Annotated in this window: 16 protein-coding genes; 6 read left to right on the top strand and 10 right to left on the bottom strand. The window is 62.3% G+C overall.

Features of this window, described 5'->3' with window-relative positions:
• The 5 genes from AC1DYQ_RS18950 to AC1DYQ_RS18930 are packed head-to-tail and all read left to right on the top strand — an operon-like array spanning position 1 to position 4,342.
• Complete coding sequence (locus tag AC1DYQ_RS18950) at positions 1–609, top strand: glycosyltransferase family 2 protein (protein ID WP_477688081.1); 609 nt, start codon at positions 1–3, stop codon at positions 607–609.
• The gene (locus AC1DYQ_RS18945; RefSeq protein WP_477688080.1) at positions 606–1,646 is read left to right on the top strand and encodes a Gfo/Idh/MocA family protein; all 1,041 of its coding nucleotides are present in this window, start codon (positions 606–608) and stop codon (positions 1,644–1,646) included. The genes AC1DYQ_RS18950 and AC1DYQ_RS18945 overlap by 4 nt, the downstream gene beginning before the upstream one ends.
• Entirely contained in the window at positions 1,643–2,932 is a 1,290-nt protein-coding gene (locus tag AC1DYQ_RS18940) for a DegT/DnrJ/EryC1/StrS family aminotransferase (RefSeq protein WP_477688079.1), read from the top strand. The genes AC1DYQ_RS18945 and AC1DYQ_RS18940 overlap by 4 nt, the downstream gene beginning before the upstream one ends.
• A gap of 5 nt (positions 2,933–2,937) precedes the next feature.
• A complete protein-coding gene (locus AC1DYQ_RS18935) occupies positions 2,938–3,465 on the top strand; it encodes a GNAT family N-acetyltransferase (protein WP_477688078.1) in 528 nt (175 codons plus the stop codon).
• Positions 3,458–4,342, top strand: a complete 885-nt coding sequence (locus tag AC1DYQ_RS18930; RefSeq protein ID WP_477342318.1) for a hypothetical protein — start codon at positions 3,458–3,460, stop codon at positions 4,340–4,342. Before AC1DYQ_RS18935 ends, AC1DYQ_RS18930 begins: the two co-directional genes overlap by 8 nt.
• Position 4,343: 1 nt before the next feature.
• Here the strand turns inward: AC1DYQ_RS18930 and AC1DYQ_RS18925 are convergent, their stop codons facing one another.
• The 10 genes from AC1DYQ_RS18925 to AC1DYQ_RS18880 form a co-directional block, all read right to left on the bottom strand.
• Complete coding sequence (locus tag AC1DYQ_RS18925; protein ID WP_477688077.1) at positions 4,344–5,687, bottom strand: amidase; 1,344 nt, start codon at positions 5,685–5,687, stop codon at positions 4,344–4,346.
• Positions 5,684–6,904: an N-acetyl sugar amidotransferase gene (locus AC1DYQ_RS18920; RefSeq protein WP_477688076.1), complete on the bottom strand. Its 1,221-nt coding sequence runs from the start codon at positions 6,902–6,904 to the stop codon at positions 5,684–5,686. The genes AC1DYQ_RS18925 and AC1DYQ_RS18920 overlap by 4 nt, the downstream gene beginning before the upstream one ends.
• Before the next feature lie 25 nt (positions 6,905–6,929).
• The gene (locus tag AC1DYQ_RS18915; RefSeq protein ID WP_477688075.1) at positions 6,930–8,210 is read right to left on the bottom strand and encodes a UDP-glycosyltransferase; all 1,281 of its coding nucleotides are present in this window, start codon (positions 8,208–8,210) and stop codon (positions 6,930–6,932) included.
• A gap of 22 nt (positions 8,211–8,232) precedes the next feature.
• Positions 8,233–9,537, bottom strand: coding sequence for a type III glutamate--ammonia ligase (glnT, locus tag AC1DYQ_RS18910; RefSeq protein WP_477688074.1), 1,305 nt, complete (start codon positions 9,535–9,537; stop codon positions 8,233–8,235).
• 19 nt (positions 9,538–9,556) lie between these two features.
• A complete protein-coding gene (asnB, locus tag AC1DYQ_RS18905; protein WP_477688073.1) occupies positions 9,557–11,311 on the bottom strand; it encodes an asparagine synthase (glutamine-hydrolyzing) in 1,755 nt (584 codons plus the stop codon).
• 9 nt (positions 11,312–11,320) lie between these two features.
• Positions 11,321–12,745: an aminomethyl-transferring glycine dehydrogenase subunit GcvPB gene (gcvPB, locus tag AC1DYQ_RS18900; RefSeq protein WP_477688072.1), complete on the bottom strand. Its 1,425-nt coding sequence runs from the start codon at positions 12,743–12,745 to the stop codon at positions 11,321–11,323.
• Between the two features lies 1 nt (position 12,746).
• Positions 12,747–14,147 (bottom strand): aminomethyl-transferring glycine dehydrogenase subunit GcvPA, encoded by a 1,401-nt coding sequence (gcvPA, locus tag AC1DYQ_RS18895; RefSeq protein WP_477688071.1) that lies wholly within the window; start codon positions 14,145–14,147, stop codon positions 12,747–12,749.
• Positions 14,148–14,242: 95 nt separating this feature from the next.
• Positions 14,243–14,797 (bottom strand): sugar transferase, encoded by a 555-nt coding sequence (locus AC1DYQ_RS18890; protein WP_477688070.1) that lies wholly within the window; start codon positions 14,795–14,797, stop codon positions 14,243–14,245.
• Entirely contained in the window at positions 14,794–15,612 is an 819-nt protein-coding gene (locus AC1DYQ_RS18885; protein WP_477688069.1) for an aldolase/citrate lyase family protein, read from the bottom strand. Before AC1DYQ_RS18885 ends, AC1DYQ_RS18890 begins: the two co-directional genes overlap by 4 nt.
• An 18-nt stretch (positions 15,613–15,630) precedes the next feature.
• Positions 15,631–17,118, bottom strand: a complete 1,488-nt coding sequence (locus AC1DYQ_RS18880) for a lipid II flippase MurJ (protein WP_477688068.1) — start codon at positions 17,116–17,118, stop codon at positions 15,631–15,633.
• A 152-nt stretch (positions 17,119–17,270) separates the two neighbouring features.
• Between AC1DYQ_RS18880 and lysS the strand changes: the two genes are divergently transcribed.
• Positions 17,271–18,827 (top strand): lysine--tRNA ligase, encoded by a 1,557-nt coding sequence (gene lysS / locus AC1DYQ_RS18875; protein ID WP_477688067.1) that lies wholly within the window; start codon positions 17,271–17,273, stop codon positions 18,825–18,827.
• Positions 18,828–18,935 lie beyond the last annotated feature (108 nt).

Below are 18,935 nucleotides of genomic sequence, written 5' to 3'. Positions count from 1 at the left end.
GTGATCCCGGCGCTCAACGAGGCGGCGAGCATCGCCGCTGTAGTGAGCGGTGCGCGCTGCTACGGTCAATGCATCGTCGTCGATGACGGCTCCACCGACGATACTGCCGAAGCCGCGCGTGTGGCCGGTGCGCTGGTCGTTAGCCATGCGGTCAATCGCGGCTATGACGCAGCACTCAGCAGCGGGTTTGCCCAAGCCGACCGGCTCGGATGCGAAGCCGTCATCACACTAGACGCCGACGGTCAGCACAATCCGGAGCTTCTGCTTGACTTCATCGCCGGCCTCGAATCCGGCGCCGACGTGGTGCTCGGCGTGCGCGACCGAAAGCCGCGGGTGGCAGAGCATGTGTTCGCCTGGTACACACAGCGCTTCGGCATCGCCGACCCGCTCTGCGGCATGAAGGCCTACCGCATCGGTGTTTACCGCGCACTCGGACATTTCGACGCCTACCGCTCGATCGGTGCGGAACTCGCGCTATTCGCGGCGCGCAATGGCTACCGGCTCGCGAACGTGCCGGTCAAGGTACGCGACCGGACAGGGGAGCCGCGCTTTGGTCGCAAGCTCTCGGCGAACCTGAAGATTTTTCGCGCGCTCGCGCTCTCCTTATGAACGAAAAGGCAGACAAACTCCGGGTGTTGCTGATCGGTTGCGGCAATATCGCCGGTGGTTTTGACGCTGACACCGCAACCGGTGCCCCACCGCGCACGCACGCCGGCGCTTACCTTGCCCACGGTGGTTTCAGCCTTGACGCATGCGTGGAACCCAACGCACCGAAACGCGCTGCCTTCATGCGGCGCTGGGGCGTTGCGCTTGGCTATGCGAACATCGCCGAAGCCAAGTCGGCCGGCGCCAGATTTGATGTAGTCAGCATCTGCTCGCCCACTGCAACCCATCACAATGATGGCATCGCAGCGCTGGCGTTGGACCCGCGGCTGCTATTCTGCGAAAAACCGGTCTGCGCCGGCCTCCCGCAAGCGGAAGACTTGGTGCAACGCTGCGCCACGCAACAGGTGCTGCTTGCAGTCAACCACAACCGGCGCTGGGATGCCGAGGTGGTGCGCTTGCGCGGCGAACTCGCGAGCGGCCACTGGGGAGCGCTTCGTTCGGTCAGCGGCCACTACAACAAGGGCGTGCTCAACAACGGCAGCCACATGATCGACCTGCTGCACGACCTGCTCGGCCCGCTCGAGGCGCGCCACGCGGGCGCACCGCTTTACGATCACTGGCCTGCCGACCCGACTGTGCCAGCGCTGCTGCGCACACGCGACGGCGTCGAGGTCAGCCTCAACGCCGGCCACGCGGCCGACTATTCGCTGTTCGAATTGCAGTTCGTGACCGAGCGCGCAGTGATCGCGATGGAGGACGGCGGCATGCGCTGGCGCCACCGGCTTGCCGAACCGAGCCCGCAGTTTGCTGGCTACCGCGCGCTGCCCGAAGGCGAAATCCGACCCGGCGGCTACCTCGCGACGATGTCGAACGCAGTAACCAACATCCATCGAGCGCTGCGCGCGGACACCGCGCTCGCCAGTGACGGCGACAGCGCGCTGATTGCGCAGCGCCTCTGTGAACTCCTGCGCGCCATGTCACTAGAATCATCACCGTCAACCCCCCCCGGGACACCCGGACCCTTTCAGGCCACCGCATGAACACACAGACCCTCGCCCTGCTCGGCGGCACCCCCGCAGTACAAACCCATTTCAAGCCCTTCAATACTATCGGCGAGGAAGAGCTCGCGGCCGCAACCGCAGTGATCCGCAGCGGCGTGCTGTCGGCCTATATCGGCGCGCCGGGCGCGGCATTCATGGGAGGTCCACGTGTGCGCGCATTTGAGGACGCCGCCGCGAAACATTTCGGCGTCAAGCACGCAATCGCTGTCAACTCCTGGACCTCGGGCCTGATCGCAGCGGTCGGCGCGATCGGCCTGGAGCCCGGCGACGAGGTCATCACCAGCCCCTGGACCATGGTCGCAACCGCGACCGCGGTGCTGCAGTGGAACGGCATACCGGTATTCGCCGACATCGATCCGCAGACCTTCAACATCGATCCGGCAAGCGTCGAAAAACTCATCACGCCGCGCACGCGCGCGATCATGGCGGTCGATATCTTCGGCCAGTCCTGCAACATGCGGGCGCTGCGCGAGATCGCTACGCGCCACAACGTCAAACTGCTCTGCGACACTGCACAGTCCCCCGGCGCGACCTACTACGGCCAAGCTACCGGCACGCTGGCCGACATCGGCGGCTTCAGCCTGAACTACCATAAACACATCCACTGTGGCGAGGGGGGCATCCTGGTCACCGGAGACGACCGCTACGCCGAGCGCCTGCGCCTGATCCGCAACCACGCCGAGGCCGTGATCGACAGCAACGATCCGCACGAGCTCTCCAACATGCTCGGCTACAACTTCCGGCTCGGCGAGATCGAGGCGGCGATTGCTACCGAACAACTCAAGAAGCTTGGCCCCAACATCGAGGGCCGGCAGCGCGTCGCGGTCCAGCTCGACGCCGGCCTGGCCGCGCTGCCGGGCCTGACCACACCAAAGGTTTCCGACGGCTGCACCCATGTCTACTACGTCTACGGCATCACGCTCGATACCGCCTTGCTCGACGTCCCGCGCGAGAAGATCGTCGCCGCGCTGCGCGCCGAAGGCCTGCCCGGCATCATGAACGGCTACCAGAACGTCCACCTCTACCCACTATTCCAGAACCGCATCGCCTACGGCAGCAAGGGCTTTCCATGGAACTCGCCGTACTGCGAGCGCGAGGTTAGTTACGCGCACGGCATCTGCCCTGTCGCCGAAAAACTCCACAGCGAGACCTTCATGGGCATCAACATCTGCCTCAACGATTACTCGAGCGACGACGTCAAAGTCGTGATCGGCGCGTTCGAGAAGGTCTGGCGTAACCTCGACGCGCTGCGCGCGGCGACCTGAGCCCGATGTCACAGCCGTTGATCGAAGGCGACAAGGTCGTGCTACGGCCGTTCAGCGCGCACGACATCGCCGACGACTACCTTGGCTGGCTCAACGATCCGCTGCTGATGCGCTACAGCAACCAGCGCTTCGTGCGACACGACCGGGATAGCAGCCTGCGCTACCTCGCTTCATTTGAGGACTCGCCGAACTTTTTTTTCGGCGTGTGCGATCGGGTCGACGAGCGCCTGCTGGGCACCATGACGGCTTATGTCGCGTCCCAGCACGGCACCGCCGACATGGGCATCATGATCGGGGCGCCCGCCGCGCGCGGCCGCGGTTTCGGCTTTGACGCCTGGTCGACCCTGATGACCTGGCTGCTCGAGGCACGCGGCCTGCGCAAGGTCACGGCCGGCACGCTGGGCTGCAACACGCCGATGCTGCGCCTAATGCACGGCTCCGGCATGCAGCCCGACGGCGTACGTCGCGGCCAGGAGATCGTGGACGGCGCAGCCCAGGACATCCTTTATTTCGCGCGTTTCGGCGATGCTTGAGCTGCCCGCTCCGGTCGCCGTGGTGTGTCACGACGCGGGCGCCGCCAACATCATCGTCGCGGCGCTGCGAGTCGAAACCCAAAAGGTCTGGTTGCCTGTGATGCAAGGGCCGGCCGCCGCGATCTGGCGCGCCAGCGGCTTGGCGCCGCTGCAGCCGCTCGAGCTCGACAGCGCGCTCGCCAGTGCCGGCTCGCTGCTCAGTGGCACAGGCTGGGCCAGCGATCTCGAACATGAGGCACGGCGACGTGCGCGCTCCTTAGGCCTGCAGAGCGTCGCGCTGATCGACCACTGGGTAAACTACGCGGCGCGTTTCGAACGTGCCGGCGAGCGGGTGCTGCCCGACGAGATCTGGGTCGCCGACGCCGACGCGCTGGCGATCGCCGCCAGCACATTCCCCGGCATGCCCCTGCGGCAGGTCGAGAACCTTTATCTGCGTGATCAGGTCGCGGCGATCGCTGCGCCGGCACCGACGCAGGCCGGTCGCATCCTCTATGTGCTCGAGCCTCTGCGTTATAGCTGGCCTGGCCTGGCTCAGCCCGGTGAATTCGAGGCGCTCGATTATTTCGTCACAAATCTGGCGCGGCTCGGCGCGCGGCGTGACTGGTCGATTCGGCTGCGTCCGCACCCGTCCGACGAAGCCGGTAAATACGACGCCTGGCTGACACGCCAGAATGGCCTGGACGTCGCACTCGACGATGCGCCCAACCTCGCAGAGGCCATCAGCCGCGCTGAATGGGTGGTTGGCTGTGAAAGCACGGCGCTGGTGATTGCGCTGGCCGCCGGGCGCAGGACTCTGTCGACTCTGCCGCCGGAAGCGCCACCCTGTAGGCTACCGCAGGCCGGCCTGTGCCACATGCGCGAGCTCGTCGCGCTCTAGATTAGACCGGCGCGGTCGGCGTCAGCAGCCCATGCGTACCGGCTTCAGCGATAAAGCGGAACAGCAGGGGGTCGTTGTACCGGCGCGCCACCAGTTGCAACCCGAATGGCAGACCCTCGGGCGACGAAAACACCGGCGCGCTGACGGCCGCAAGCTGCGTCAGGGTCCACATGAGCGCCGAATCGGGCGCCTCTTCCTGATCGCGCGGCGGCGCCACGCCGGCCGTGCTGAGCGTGACGATCACGTCGGCATCGGCGAAGAAGGCGTCCATGTCGCGCGCCATCGCGACCTGCTCGTCGAGCGCTGCCTGGTATTCGGCCGGCGTCACGAGCTGGCCGGCCGTGATGAGGCGGTTCATCACAGGCGAAATCAGCTCGGCGCGCTTGAACTCTTCCTGGAAATAGTAGGCCAGCGCCTTGTTGTAGATCGTCTCGTGCACGATATGCGAACGCAGCATCGACGGCGGCAGCGCCGCCTCGCACAGCTCGAAGCGCGGGTTGCGGGCCAGGCGCGAGCACCAAGCGTCAAACGCCTTCGTCGCGTAGGCTGGCGCGTGACGCCAGACATGCGGGCGCACCACAGCGATCCGCCAGGGCCGGCCGACGGGCGCCGCCTGACGCGCCACGTCGCTGAGCGCCGCATCGCTGATTGGAAAGTTGCGACCATGCACGCGCAGCGCCTCGAATACCGGTTCGAGGTCGGCTGCGTGGTTGACGAAGAAACCGATGCTGTCTAGGCTATCGGTGGTTTTGAGGGTACCTGTGCGCGGTACCAGCCCGAACGAGGGCTTGCAGCCCCAGATACCGCAGAAGCTCGCGGGTCGGATGATCGAGCCGGCAGTCTGCGTGCCGAGAGCGACCGGTGCCATGCCAGTGGCGACCGCGACTGCCGAGCCGCTCGAGGAGGTGCCCGGCGTGCGGTCAGCCGCGTGCGGGTTGATGGTCTTGCCGAGCGAATGCACGGCGAACTCGGCCGTCACGGTCTTGCCGGGCACGATCGCGCCGAGGCGCTTGATGTCGTAAAGCACGCGCGCATCATTGCCAGGGGTGAACCCGCGCCAAAGTTCGCTACCCATCTGGGTCGGGAAGTCGGCCGTGTTGAAGATGTCCTTGACCGCGAACGGGATGCCTTCGAGCGCGCGCGGCGCCTCGCCCGCGTGCAGGCGCTCGGTCGCGGCACGGGCGGCCGTCAGGAACAACTCAGGGTCGAAGCATTCCCAGGCGTGGTAGCGCGGCTCCTGCGCGGTGTAGACCTCGATGTAATGGCGCGCGACGTCGAGCGGTGTCAGGCTGCCGTCGCGGTAACCCTGCAGGATCGCGGCGATGCTGGGCAAGCGGCCGCTCATGCGGCGGCCTCGTCGTCAGCCGCTGGCGCACCGGTATCGGCCTGCACGCGCGCTATCAGCTGCTGCGGATGCGGCACGAGTTTTTCTTCGTTCGGCGCCGGCTTCGGGTAAATAGGGATCACCACATTTTTCATTTCGGGCCGACGGTGGCCTTCCATCGTGGCATGGAACTCCCCTTCGGTCATACCGGTGATCTTCAGGTAATAGTCGAGGCCCTCGGGGCGCACGCCGTCGTTGTCCCGAATCAGCTGCCAGGCCTCGTCGCGGCTCAGCAGGCCGGCGCGCACGTCGACGCTCGAATGGAAGGTCGCCCGGCCGTAACCGCGCTTGAGGTAGTTCGTGTAGTCGTGCACGCCCGGCATGATGCATTCGGCGCTCTTGTAGCGCTTATAGGATCCCTCTATCTGGGTTTCACGCCAGCCATAAACGTCGCGCACGAATTCGGTCTGGCGCTCGTCGTCCCAGAAGATGTAGTCGCCGAGGTGGATGCCGTAGACGCCGACGCGCTCGCACTCCTCAGCCGATGGCACGTTGAACGGGTAGAGATCGCGTTCGCTGAGGTCGTCGCGCACCATCTGGTCGGGCCGCAGCTTGGCCGAGACCTTGGTGAAGTACTCCCTGTCGAACTTGCGCACCGGATTCTTGTAGGAGGCACGGCCCGAGCTCTCGGCGATCGACTCGCCCCAGACCAGCAGCGGAATGTTGAAGCGAACCGCCGCCTGGAGCGGGAATGCGCCGACGCCGGCATGGCAGTGCCAGCAGGAATCACCGATGCCGGCCAGCGAATGTTTCGCGATGCGGTTCACGACGCTTCGGTTCGGCGTGAACATGATGTGGTCAACGTTGAACTGCTCGAGCGAGTTTTGCAGGTTGTACCAGCCAGTCTCGCTGTACCAGTTGTGGCTGAAGGTCACGGCCAGCGGTTTCATGCCGTAGATCTTGGTCAGCACATGCAGCTGAAAGGTGCTGTCTTTTCCACCGCTGATCGGGATGATGCAGTCGTAATTATTGCCGGCCGAGGCCTTCGCGGCCTCCAGGGTCGCGCGCAGGTCGCGCTCACGCGCGGCCCAGTCGATGTGGATCTTCTGCTCCGCCGACTGGCAGGCCTGGCAGACGCCAAGCTCGTCGAACACTACGCCCTCCTGCGTCTGCGGCACGCAGCAGCGTACGCAGTACTGGAGATGAGGGAAAGGTTTATCGGCAAACGGTGGGGTCATGGAGCGCTCGCTGAAAATAGGGATATCAAGTCGGAAGCGGAAACTGCCGGTCACGCGCACTGGCCAGTGCCAGGATCTCCGCCGCTACGCGCGGCGTCGCAAGCCCCGGCGGCGGAAACACAGAACGGTCGATCGGACGAAACGGCTCGCGTTCGAGAGTCGGCAGCAGATCCGCGGCGCATGCCACGGATTCTCCCAAACCGAGCCGACCATAGTCAAAATCAAGGTTAATGACCATCGGCGACCAGGACAGGCTCAGCACGCGCCGGCCGATCAGTGCTGCCTCGAAACCGACCGTGCTGGTCTGCACCACCAGCGTGTCGGCCAGGTGCAACTGCGGCGCCAGTGCGTCCTCTGTCGGCACGCTCCGGTAGATCCGGGGATGCGCGCCCAGGTCCGGAAACAGATGGTATTGGCTCGGATGATAGCGGATCAACAACGCGACGTCGGGACGCGCCTCGACCCATGTGCGCAGCCGGCGTTCGACGTCGAGCGCCAAGCCTGTACCGAGGTTCTCCGCGCTCACACCGGGGCCGGGTTCCTCGAAATTGCCGGCCCACATGACCGCCTTGAGGCCCTGCCAGCCAAGAGTGCGGCGAAGCACCTCGCCGGCCAGCGCATGCGCCGGATCGAACAGGCCTTCGTAGGCGGGACAGCCAGTCACCGCAATGCGCGAATCGGCGATCCCCGCGGCCAGCAAGTTGCGCCGCACAAAATCCGACAACACCGTGATGCGGTCCGCGAACACCTCGTTGCGCAAGTAGGCGTCGTGCGGCAGGCCGAACAAGTCGACCATCGTCAGGCTGGGCACGCCGCGCTGAACGGCGGCCTCGATCGCGGCCTGTTCGGAGCGCGGCGACCCGGTGCTCACGACCACCGCAGGGCGCAGTTCGTCAATCACGCTGCCGATGAAGCGCACCGGCAGAAAACCGCGGCGGCCCGTGCTGGCGTATCGGCGTGCGGCCTCGGCCTCACCATGGGTCTGCACCCACTCCTCGTAGTTGATCCCCAGATAACACTGACTTTCGAACGGGTCGACGTCGGGGTGGCTGTTGCCATCGAGCAATTGGCGGCCGCGCGCGAGCACCGCTTCGCGGTCGACCAGGTGCAGGAAATCCGCGTAGCCGCGCGGCTCAACACCAAGCCGCCGAGCTTGCTGGTAGCCCAAGGTCAGCGCCAGTAATTCGCAACGGGCGCCCAGTGACTGCAGGTGCTTCATGACTGGAGCCACCTTGCCGATATGGCCGCTGCCGTAGACCACGAAAAGCACGTCGCAGCCGGTGGCGGAAACAGCGACATCGCTCATGAGATCGGCCGGTCGGGCATCTTCAGAAAAAATCGACGTAACGCCGGAACTCGGCCGGCGATACATTGAGCAGCAGTTCGTCGCATTCGAGGCGCTTGAGCCTCGCGAATTCGTCGACGAACCGCTGGCCGAGAGCGGCGCACAGGGCGGTGTCGGCTTCGAGAGCATCAAGCGCGTCGGGTAGCGAGGCCGGCAGCCGCGCGATGCCGCGCGCGGAGAGTTCGTCAAGGTTCAACGCGTAGAGGTTTTCGTTGCAGGCTTGGCCCGGGTCGAGCTTGCGGCGGATGCCATCGAGGCCGGCGTGCACGATCGCCGCCGTCAGCAGGTAGGGATTGGCCGAAGCGTCCGGTACGCGCAGTTCGAGCCGGCCGCCCGGCACCCGTACGAAAGCGGTGCGGTTGTTGTCGCCCCAGGCGATGTTGACCGGCGCCCAAGTCGCGCCGGAACGCGACCCGCGTGAGACCAGCCGCTTGTACGAGTTGACACAGGGCGCGGCGATCGCGGTCAGGCCGCGCGCGTGCGCCATCAGACCGCCAAGGAAATGGCGAGCGAGCGCGCTGAGCCGCATGCCGCTGGGGTCAGCTGGATCCTCGAACGCGTTATCGCCGAAAGCCTTGCCGGCCGACATGTGCATGTGCAGACCACTGCCGGAGCGTTCGGCGAATGGCTTCGGCATGAAGCTGCAGAGCATGTCGTGCTTCTTCGCGATCGCCTGTGCAGCCATCTTGAAATAGGTCAGGTTGTCTGCCGTGCGCAGCCCGTCGGCGTAAGTGAAGTTCATCTCGAACTGGCCGTTCGCGTCCTCATGGTCAATCTGGTAGACATCAATGCCTGCGCCCTCGAGCGCAGCACGAAGTTCCATGAGGAACGGCGTAACCGAGGAAAGGTGGCGGAAGTCGTAGCAGGGTTTGTCGAGCGACTCAGACTCGGTGGCAACGGCATAGGAGCCGCTATCGTCCTTGCGCAATAGGAAGAACTCGGGCTCAAGGCCGGAGAAGAAGGTTAGCCCGGTCTCCTCACGGAATTCGGCCAGCGCATTCTTCGCAATCACGCGCGAATCGAGCGCGTGCGGCTTGCCCTGGACATGACCATCGCAGGCGACGACCGCAGTACCCGGCAACCAGGGTACCGGCCGCACATCGCCGCGATCGCCGATCGCCATGAACTCCTGGCCGTGAGGCTCCATGCCCATGCCGGCAATGGCAAAGCCGGCAAAGCCGGCGCCGGCGCCAAAGATCATGTCCTTGTGCTTGCCGGGTACCAGTTTGGCCTTGGGCCGCCCATGAATGTCGACAAACTGCGCCAGGTAGTAATCAAAATCCGCCATGTCCAGCCTATGTTTTTGTTTATGCGTTTTCGGGAAAAAACTCCTGCAGCCAGAGTTTGGTCATCAACAGAGTACGCAGCTGTTTCGTGTGGTTGTGTAGACCACTACGGTGCTCCTCCAGCATTACCAGCAGCTCATTACGGTCGAAACGGCCACCATCAGGCAGATTCAGTACATCGCGTGCCCAGGTATAAAGTGGTCCTTTGATCCATTCGCCAATCGGCAGGGTCGGCATGGTCTTGGGGCGGAAGACGAAATCGTGGTCGAAATAGCTCGCTGCGGCCTGCTTCAGAAAATGCTTGCCGATGCCATCACGGAATTTTGAAGTCACCGGAAGGCGTGCAAACATTTCGCTAACGCGGTGGTCGAGAAAAGGCGCGCGACCCTCAATTGACCAGCAGGCCCCCATACGGTCACCCTTGACCGAATTGTTGCCCGGCATCAGCGAGTTGAGTTCATAGGCTGCAACCTGCTCTGCCGGCTCAAGGTCGCCGAACGGTTCGATGATTTCCATGAATCTGTCGAGGGCGCCCTGAGTGTGCGGGAAAAAAGTCGGGCTCATCATCCGATGACGGTCTTTTTCGGTGCTGTAGCTGATCAGGTCGAAGTAGCTGCGCATCGGAAAATTGGTGCGTGTCATTTCCGAGAAAAACTGTTCGTTGTGACGGAAGCCGAGCATGACCTCGTCAGGCCCGTCACCCGTGAACATCACGATCTTCCCCTGCTTGTGAGCCTCGCGTGAGAGAAGGAAGAATAAAAAGAATGAAAAATCACCGTGTGGCTGTTCCGCGTGCCGCACCACAGTTTGTGCAATCTCAGGAATGTCGGCTGGCTTGATATCAAGCGGCTTCAGATTGATATCGAGCTCCGACGCCACGCGCTCAGCATAGGAGTACTCCGAAAACCCTTTGTCCTCGATGCGCAAGCCGATTGCATCGAGCTGCGGCCGGTTCCATTGCGGCACCAGCCGATTGGCGATCACCGACGAGTCGACACCGCCAGAAAGAAACAGGCCACCGTCGACGTCAAACCTCATCTGCAGCTTGATTGCCTCGTTGAGTGCCTGCTCAAGCTGTTCCTGAGACGCATCAACACGAGGGCCATCGAGAGGCCAGTTCCAGTAGCGCACCGGCTCGGAGAGCTTGCCCGCACCGTAACGCATAAAAGTGCCGGGCGGCAGATGGCGAATGCCCTCAAAGCAAGTCTCCGGCGGAGGGCAATAGTTGAAGGTAAAGACATTGCCAAGCGCGGATTCATTGACTTTGCGTTTAAATTTCGGCAACGCAAGGATGGCCTTTATTTCACTGGCGAAAGCCAGGCCCCCTTGATAAGAGGCATAAAAGCACGGCTTGATACCTTGACGATCTCGCGCAAGCATGCCGGTTTCCGTTCGTTGATCCCAGATAAAAAAAGCGAACATGCCGACCAGGTCGTCGAGCATTTTTTCGCCCTTTTCGCACCACAGATGCACCAGCACCTCGGTGTCGCAGCGCGACTTGAACTTGTAGCCCTTGGCCTTGAGCTGTTCGCGCAACTCAATGAAATTGAAGATTTCGCCGTTGAAAACAACCCAGACCTTGCCGTCGGTACTCGACATGGGCTGCATGCCGTTTTCGGGATCCACCACCGCAAGTCGTGCGTGACCCAGCACCGCCTGCCCAAGGTCCTCCACACCCTGCTCATCGACCCCACGATACTTGATGCAGTCGATCATCTTCCAGACATCATCTTTGGTCGTACCCGCAGCGTTGACCACGCCAGCTATTCCACACATGGCAAATCCTTAAGTCTTCAAATCAATTCGTGCAATTTTTCGGCTCAGCGGTGCACTTTCGACAAGCGCTTCGTCGGTAGCATCCTCATCAAAGACCCGCTGGAAAATTTCCACCTGGTAGTCCAGGCTGGCCTTGGTCTCTGTTTCGGTCGGCTCGATCAACATCGCGGACTTGAGGTCACCCGGGAAATAAACGCAGCCCGCACCTACCAGCGTTGGCGGATGGATGCCGTAATCGATGAGCCGCTTGGCGAACTGGCGTGCCGATGTATTGAGCTTCTCGCCCGACAACAGGGTTTCATGCTTGCAGAACTGGTCGTAAACCGGCGGCAACATTGGCGCCAGCCGGTGCTGCAGGTAATTGGCATTCAGCACCGCGTTTTCGGACGCCTGTCGCAAGCCGGCCCCACCCATAGTGCGCAAGTAGCCGTAAGCACGCAGCAACACACCAACATGGCCGTGGAAGCTTTTCATGCGACCGATGGAAAGCGGCCTGTCATCGTCTCGTTGAGCCACGCCGTTCTTTCGAACTGCGACCGGGCTCGGCAGATAGGCAGCCAGCGCGCCCTTGACCGCGACCGGACCGGCGCCCGGTCCACCGCCGCCATGCGGCGTTGAAAAAGTCTTGTGCACATTGACATGAACCACATCAAAACCCATGTCGCCGGGACGCACGATACCCATCAACGCGTTGAGGTTGGCACCATCGTAATAGAGCAACGAGCCATTGGCATGAACCGCGTCAGCAATCTCGACGATCTGGTCCTCAAACAGACCCAGGGTTGAAGGATTGGTCAGCATGAAAGCCGCGACATCGGGAGTCAGCATTCCGCGCAGCACTGCAAGATCGACCCGGCCCTTGACGTCGGATGGCACGATACGGCAGTCAAAACCCGCCATGGCAGCCGACGCCGGATTAGTGCCATGCGCCGAGTCGGGTACCAGCACCACTGGACGACGGTTATTCAGCTGTGCAAAATGTGCGCGGATCACCAGCAGGCCTGCGAGTTCGCCATGGGCACCGGCAGCGGGCGCCAGGCAGCAGGCGTCCATACCCGTAATCTCGCAAATCATGGCCTGCAACCGCTCGTACATCTCCCATACGCCGCCCAGCGTGTCGGTGTCCTGCATCGGGTGGGCATTGGCAAAGCCCGAGAGGCGTGCAAGCTCGTCATTGCGCTTCGGGTTGTATTTCATCGTGCAGGAGCCAAGCGGATACGGTCCGTTGTCAACGCCGTGCGACTCCTGACTCAGGCGAGTGAAATGCCTGACGACGTCGACCTCGCTGACTTCGGGAAGTCCAATGGCGGTACGGGCTCGTGCAAAAGCCGGCGGCGCAGGGGTCTTCCCGGACAGGCGTCCGGCAAAAACATCGCTGGCCGCGCCAGAGCGGTGCAATTCAGTGATGGTCTGGGAAGCGGACGTAGCGGCCATCTCAGCACTCCTGCAGGCAAGCCCGCGCATGCGCGGCATAAGCCTCGATATCGGCGCGTGATTTGGTTTCAGTGACCGCAACCAGCAGGCCACGCTCGTGGCCCGCCAACTCAGCCGCGACTGGCACACCCGCAAAAAGTCCGAGCTTGCGCATGCGCGCACAAAAGACCGTGGCGGCAACAGGCAACTCGATCGAAAATTCGTTGAAAAAAGCGCCACTGCGCAGCGGCTTGACGCCGTGAAGCGCAACCAGCAGTTCATGCAACAGGGCCGCATTGGCCGCATTGGTCTCGGCGATTCGCATGAAATTTGCATCACCCAGACAAACTAGGTAGATCGCAACGCGAATCGCATTGAGTGCCTGGTTGGAGCAGATGTGGCTGGTAGCCTTGTCGCGTGCCACGTGCTGCTCGCGGTCTTCCTTGACCAGCGCATAACCAAGTTTGCCGTTGAGGTCGTGCACCCGGCCGACAAGCCGACCCGGCAGATACCGTTCAAGCGGCTTGCTGCAAGCAATGATGCCGACATAAGGCCCGCCTGCACTGAGCGGCAAGCCAAGAGGTTGGCCTTCGCAGACGACGATGTCGGCTCCGAGTCTGCCAGGCGCTTCGATCCACCCGCAAAGCAGCGGGTTGACACATACGCCAAGCAGTGCCCGCCCCTGTTTGCAAATCGGGGAAAGTGCTGCAACGTCCTCGATAACGCCAAGGGCATTGGGGCTTTGCAACACGACGCCGGCAGTATCGCCGGACGCCAACAATGCGGCCACGGCCGCCGCGTCGATCCGGCCAGTGCCAGCGTCATTCCCTACGCTGTCGAGCCGCACACCACGCGGCTCCAGATAGGTTGTCAGCACTTCGCGGTATTCGGTCCAGAGGGCTTGCGCGACCACGATGCGGCGCTTGCCGCTGGCTGAACACATCATCCAGCACGATTCGGCAAGCGCCGTCGCGCCGTCATAAACCGAGCAATTGACGGATTCCTGGCCCAGCAACCTGCCCACGAGCACCTGAAACTCGAACAGGGCTTGCAACAGGCCCTGGCTCATTTCGGGTTGATAAGGCGTATAGGCCGTTAGGAACTCGCCGCGGGAGACGATGGCGTCGACAACGGCTGGGATGTAATGTTCGTAGGCACCGCTACCGAGAAAATTCGAATGCGTGAGCACTGTCTGGTTCAGCCCGGCCATCGCCATGACATCACGCATCAGCTCCCATTCACTGAGCGCGGGAGGGATGTCAAGCTCGCGCCGAAGGCGAACCTGCTTCGGCACGTCCGCAAATAACTGCTCCACCGAAAAAAGCCCTATGGCCTCAAGCATCGCCCGCCGGTCGGAGCCCGTGTGAACGTTGTAGCCGATCGGCTTTTGCTCCATGACGGATTCAGCTTGTCTTTGGTTCACGTAATTGCAGCGGTCGAGGCGCTGTTGGGAATCGCGATAGCCGGATTATAGGGTTTGGCACCTGAGTATGCGCCGTGCACGCAACGATGGACCGTTCAGTTGGACTGCTTCCCACCGAGCTGGCGCGCGGTCATCCACATAATCTGCAAGTCGCGCCACCAGGTTGCCTGGCCGACGTATTCAAGATCAAAGTGTAGACGCAACTCGAACGTACTGTCCGAACGGCCATTCACCTGCGCCAATCCAGTGATTCCTGGCCGCACACTACAGCGCCGCGCCCAGTCATCAGCGGTATAGAGGCCACGCTGGGCCGGCACATCGGGCCTCGGGCCTACCAGGCTCATATCGCCGCGCAGGACATTGATTATTTGAGGCAGTTCGTCAATGCTTGTACGGCGGATTAGGCGACCGACCCGGGTTATCCGGACATCATTTGTCTCGGTGAAATAGGGGCCGGTGGCCGCGGCATTCTTCCTCATGCTTCGAAATTTGAACATCTCGAACTCGCGTCCGCCCAGACCAATACGAGTCTGCCGGAAAATCACCGGGAAACCCCCTTCCATTGCGATAGCCATGGCCGTCAGAATCAATATCGGGCTTAAGGCAAGCAACGCGGCCAGCGAAAAGACAATATCCATCAGCCGCTTCATGCGCCTTGTCCAACAGGTTTAGCCAGCAAGCGGATCAAGTCCGCAATTCTGGCGCGATCAGCCTCGACCTGAGCAACGGTCCGGTCTGCAAGCGCCTGCTCGGCTTTGCGAAGTTCCTCAACCCCCTGGCGGAAAGAACGCTCCCCGCCGCCGCCGCTGAAGGTGCGAGACAAGATAACCGCCCGCGATCCCAGCCGCAGGTGTTCGGCCAGCACGTCCTGCCCCGGCAACTGTCCCTCCCCGACACGCGCAATGCCGCCAAAGCCAAAACGGAGATTTTGTTTGTGCGCGGCAACCGCAACCCGCTCCACGTGCCCTCGCAACAGCGGTTCGAACATAAAGTGGTGTCCCAATGAAAGGTGCAGGTCGTTAAGGCCCACGAAGACCTCATGGAGCCCTGGCGTGGCTATCCATTCATCCAGCGACGCCAGCGCTCCTGCGGTTTCCAGCAATGCCACAACAGGCACACGCCCAGCCACCAGACCAATAAACGCCTGAAGTTCACTTGCATTGGTAAACATCGGCAGCATCACCAGGTCAGCACCTGCAGCAAGCACTTCATCCACCTCGGTTTTACTGGCGTTCGGGTCCGATGGTTGGTAGGGATTGACGCGAACCATCAGCGGCGACCGCTGCAGTACATCCCGGATGACCGACACATCATCCATCCGGTGCGTACTGATAAAGGTGTTTCGCCCTGCCTGGCGTTCTGCCTTGCCGTTGCGTTCTAGGTCCACAAAGATGCGCATGCCCGGCATCTGGTCGCACTGTTGCGCGAAGTCGGCTTGGTTGGTAATGGCTAGAAAATCAATCATGGGACAGCTTTGGCGCAATTATTGAACACGTCCGGCCGCTTTATGCCCTACTCTGGAGAGAACCAATCCCCGCAGAATTGGGCTGGCCGCCACCGCAGCAGCCATCACGGCAGTCGCATATAAAAAGCAGGCCAGCAACATCCCTGGCTGGCTCCATATGGGTAACCAGGGTTTCAAGGCGACCAGCCCTACGCAAACCAGCAGCGGCGCCAGCATAGCACCCCATGGCAAGGCCCGAGAAAGGCTGCGGCGCTCGATCAGCATCATCATGACCGCCACACTGCCAAGCACTGTATTAAGGGCCCACATGACCCGCATCCCGCTGGCCAACCCGGCCCAGGCAGTAAGGGCCAACGCCAGAGCACCGGCAGCATATGCCCAAACCGCGATATGCATACGCCGCTCTGTAGCCATAACGGTCAGCAGCACGGCCATCAGGGCCTGCGGCAGCAATGACCATATACCAACAGCGCCCCCATCTGCAATTACCTGCAAATACGCAGCATTCATGCGGCCCCAGCCAAACAGCACCGCGGCGATCGGGAACGAGAACGTGGTGACCACAGCGATCGACATGCAGGCCAGCGTCCAGGCCAGCAAAAAGGCCGTCTGCAGTGCCCTCTCGCGCGCGCCCGTGCCTGACTTGGTACGTGCAATGGCGGGAAAGGCCAGAGCGGCTACCAGCTGTATCGCCAGCACCAGCGGCAACTCCACCAGCTTCCACGCATAGTTAAAGCTTGCCAGTACGCCCTCCCCGGCCTGGGAAGCCATACTGCGGCCCATCAGTGGAAGCAATAGCAGCAACCCTGAAGACAGCGCGGCCCAAAGCCAGATGCTAGCGCCGGGAAAGGAAGCGGCAGGCTGATCGGCATCTACGGTATCGCGGGCCGCTTTCGGCAGCCGCCAGGCAAGCCAGCCGAGGCGGCCCGCCATGGCCAGCCACAGCACGCAGCCTAGTCCCATCACAATCTGCCAGCCCGGCACTGCAGACGGAACAAGAAACAATGCGCCCACCAGCATCAGGTTGATGATCAGGTTACCCGCATACATACCGGCAAAATCGCGCTCGTGTTGCAGGCGTGTGGCCCACAGAGCCCCAAGAAGGGCCAGCGGCAAGGCGGCTGCGCTCCATCCCAGGGAACTGGCACCAAGTGCCGCCATCTCGCCGCGAAGGCCCGGCGCCAATGCACAAACCACAGCATCCCGGAGCAACCAGATCAGCAAAGCCAGAACAAGACCGGTTCCGAGCAGCACCCGCGCAACCTTTTTCTGGCTGGCATCCTGTTGCGCAGGCGTTTGGCGCGCCCATTCCGGCAACAACACATAACCCAGGGCGCCGCTGAACAATATGCCGACCAGCAAGTCCGGCAGGGTGAACATCACAATCACCGCGTCGCCAAGTCCGGTGGCGCCAAAAGCAGCGGCCTGGGCCGATTCCCGCAGGAGGCCGAGCAGGCGGCTGGCCATGAGCAAACCCAGGGAAAAAACGCCGGCGCGCAGGTACATAGGCGGGATTATCAAGGCTTAAATGGGGGCAGCCGGCCCTGAATGGGGAAACCAGCCACTTAAAAAACTAAAATCAACGGTTTGGCGCTTTGTCCGCAACAGCTGCAAACCGGCTTTGGCAGCGCCCCCGATCGTTTTTACACCTTCTGACCATGTCCGATAACAACACCGTGCCCCCTGTCCAAGACGAGAACCAGCTGATCGCCGAACGCCGCGAAAAGCTCAAGGCCATGCGCCAACGGCAGGCCGAAGGCCGGGGCGTCGCCTTCCCCAACGACGTCAAGCCGACGCACCGGGCGGCAGAGGTTTTCGAAAAGTACAGCGACAAGACCAACGAGGAACTCGAGCCGCTGGCGATCAAGGTTCATGTCGCAGGCCGCATGATGCTCAAGCGCGTGATGGGCAAGGCGAGCTTTGCGACGCTGCAGGATGCTTCGTTCGGCCCTACCGGCGGCCGCATCCAGCTCTATATCAACAATGAGGGCGTCGGCGAGGAAGTCCACAGCGCCTTCAAGCACTGGGACCTGGGCGATATCGTCGAGGCGACCGGCACGGTGTTCCGGACCCGGACCGGTGAACTTTCGATCCATGCGACCAGCCTGCGCCTGGTCACCAAAAGCCTGCGCCCCCTGCCCGATAAATTCCACGGCATGGCCGACCAGGAAGTCAAATACCGCCAGCGTTATGTCGACCTGATCATGGATGCGGACGCGCGCAAACGGTTCATGGCGCGCAGCAAGGCGGTCAGCAGCATCCGTGAATTCATGGTCGCAAACGATTTCCTTGAAGTCGAAACCCCCATGCTGCACCCCATCCCGGGCGGCGCCAATGCCAAGCCGTTCAAGACGCACCACAACGCGCTGGACCAGGAGATGTTTTTGCGCATCGCGCCTGAGCTCTACCTCAAGCGCCTCATCGTCGGCGGTTTCGAGCGTGTTTTTGAGATCAACCGCAGCTACCGCAACGAAGGCATCAGCGTCCGCCACAACCCCGAGTTCACCATGATGGAGTTCTACGCCGCCTGGTGGAATTACTCGGACCTGATGACGTTTACCGAAGCGCTGATCCGTGACGTGGCACAAAAAGTTTGCGGGTCGCTCGAGCTGAACTATGGAACCGGCCGGCTCGGGGGACCAATTGATCTGAGCAAGCCCTTTGAACGCCTGACGATCCGTGAAGCCATCCTCAAGCACACCGAGGCCGGCAAGCATGTGGACGATGCGGCCTGGCTGATGAACGCCCTCAAGAAGCTCGGCATGAGCGAGGAAAAAGACCGCCTCTCGACCCGTTCGCTGGCCAGCCTGCAGGTGCTTTATTTTGAGGAAACGGTGGAAGAAAAGCTCTGGCAGCCGACCTTCATCATGGAGCACCCGACCGAAATCTCCCCCCTGGCACGCGCAAACGACAGCCGCCCGGAGGTGACGGAACGCTTTGAGCTCTACATCACCGGCCGCGAATTCGGCAATGGTTTCAGTGAGCTGAACGACGCTGAAGAGCAGGCCGCGCGCTTTAACGCCCAGGTAGCCGCCAAGGACAGCGGTGACGACGAAGCCATGTTTTATGACCACGACTTCATCCGCGCGCTGGAATACGGCATGCCGCCGACCGGCGGCTGCGGGGTCGGCATAGACCGGCTGATGATGCTGCTGACCGACAGCCCCAGCATCCGCGATGTGATTCTGTTCCCCGCGCTGCGACGTGAGGTTTAGCCCACGATCGCGCACTTCGCCATACGCGATTCCACACCAGCAGGGGCCGCGGGACTGGCTTTGCCAGACCGCTGGCGCCGCCCCCTTGAGGGGGGAACAGGCTACACG

Source organism: Polaromonas sp. P1_F4, from assembly GCF_056405675.1.
This window is presented reverse-complemented; position numbering and strand designations above follow the sequence as displayed.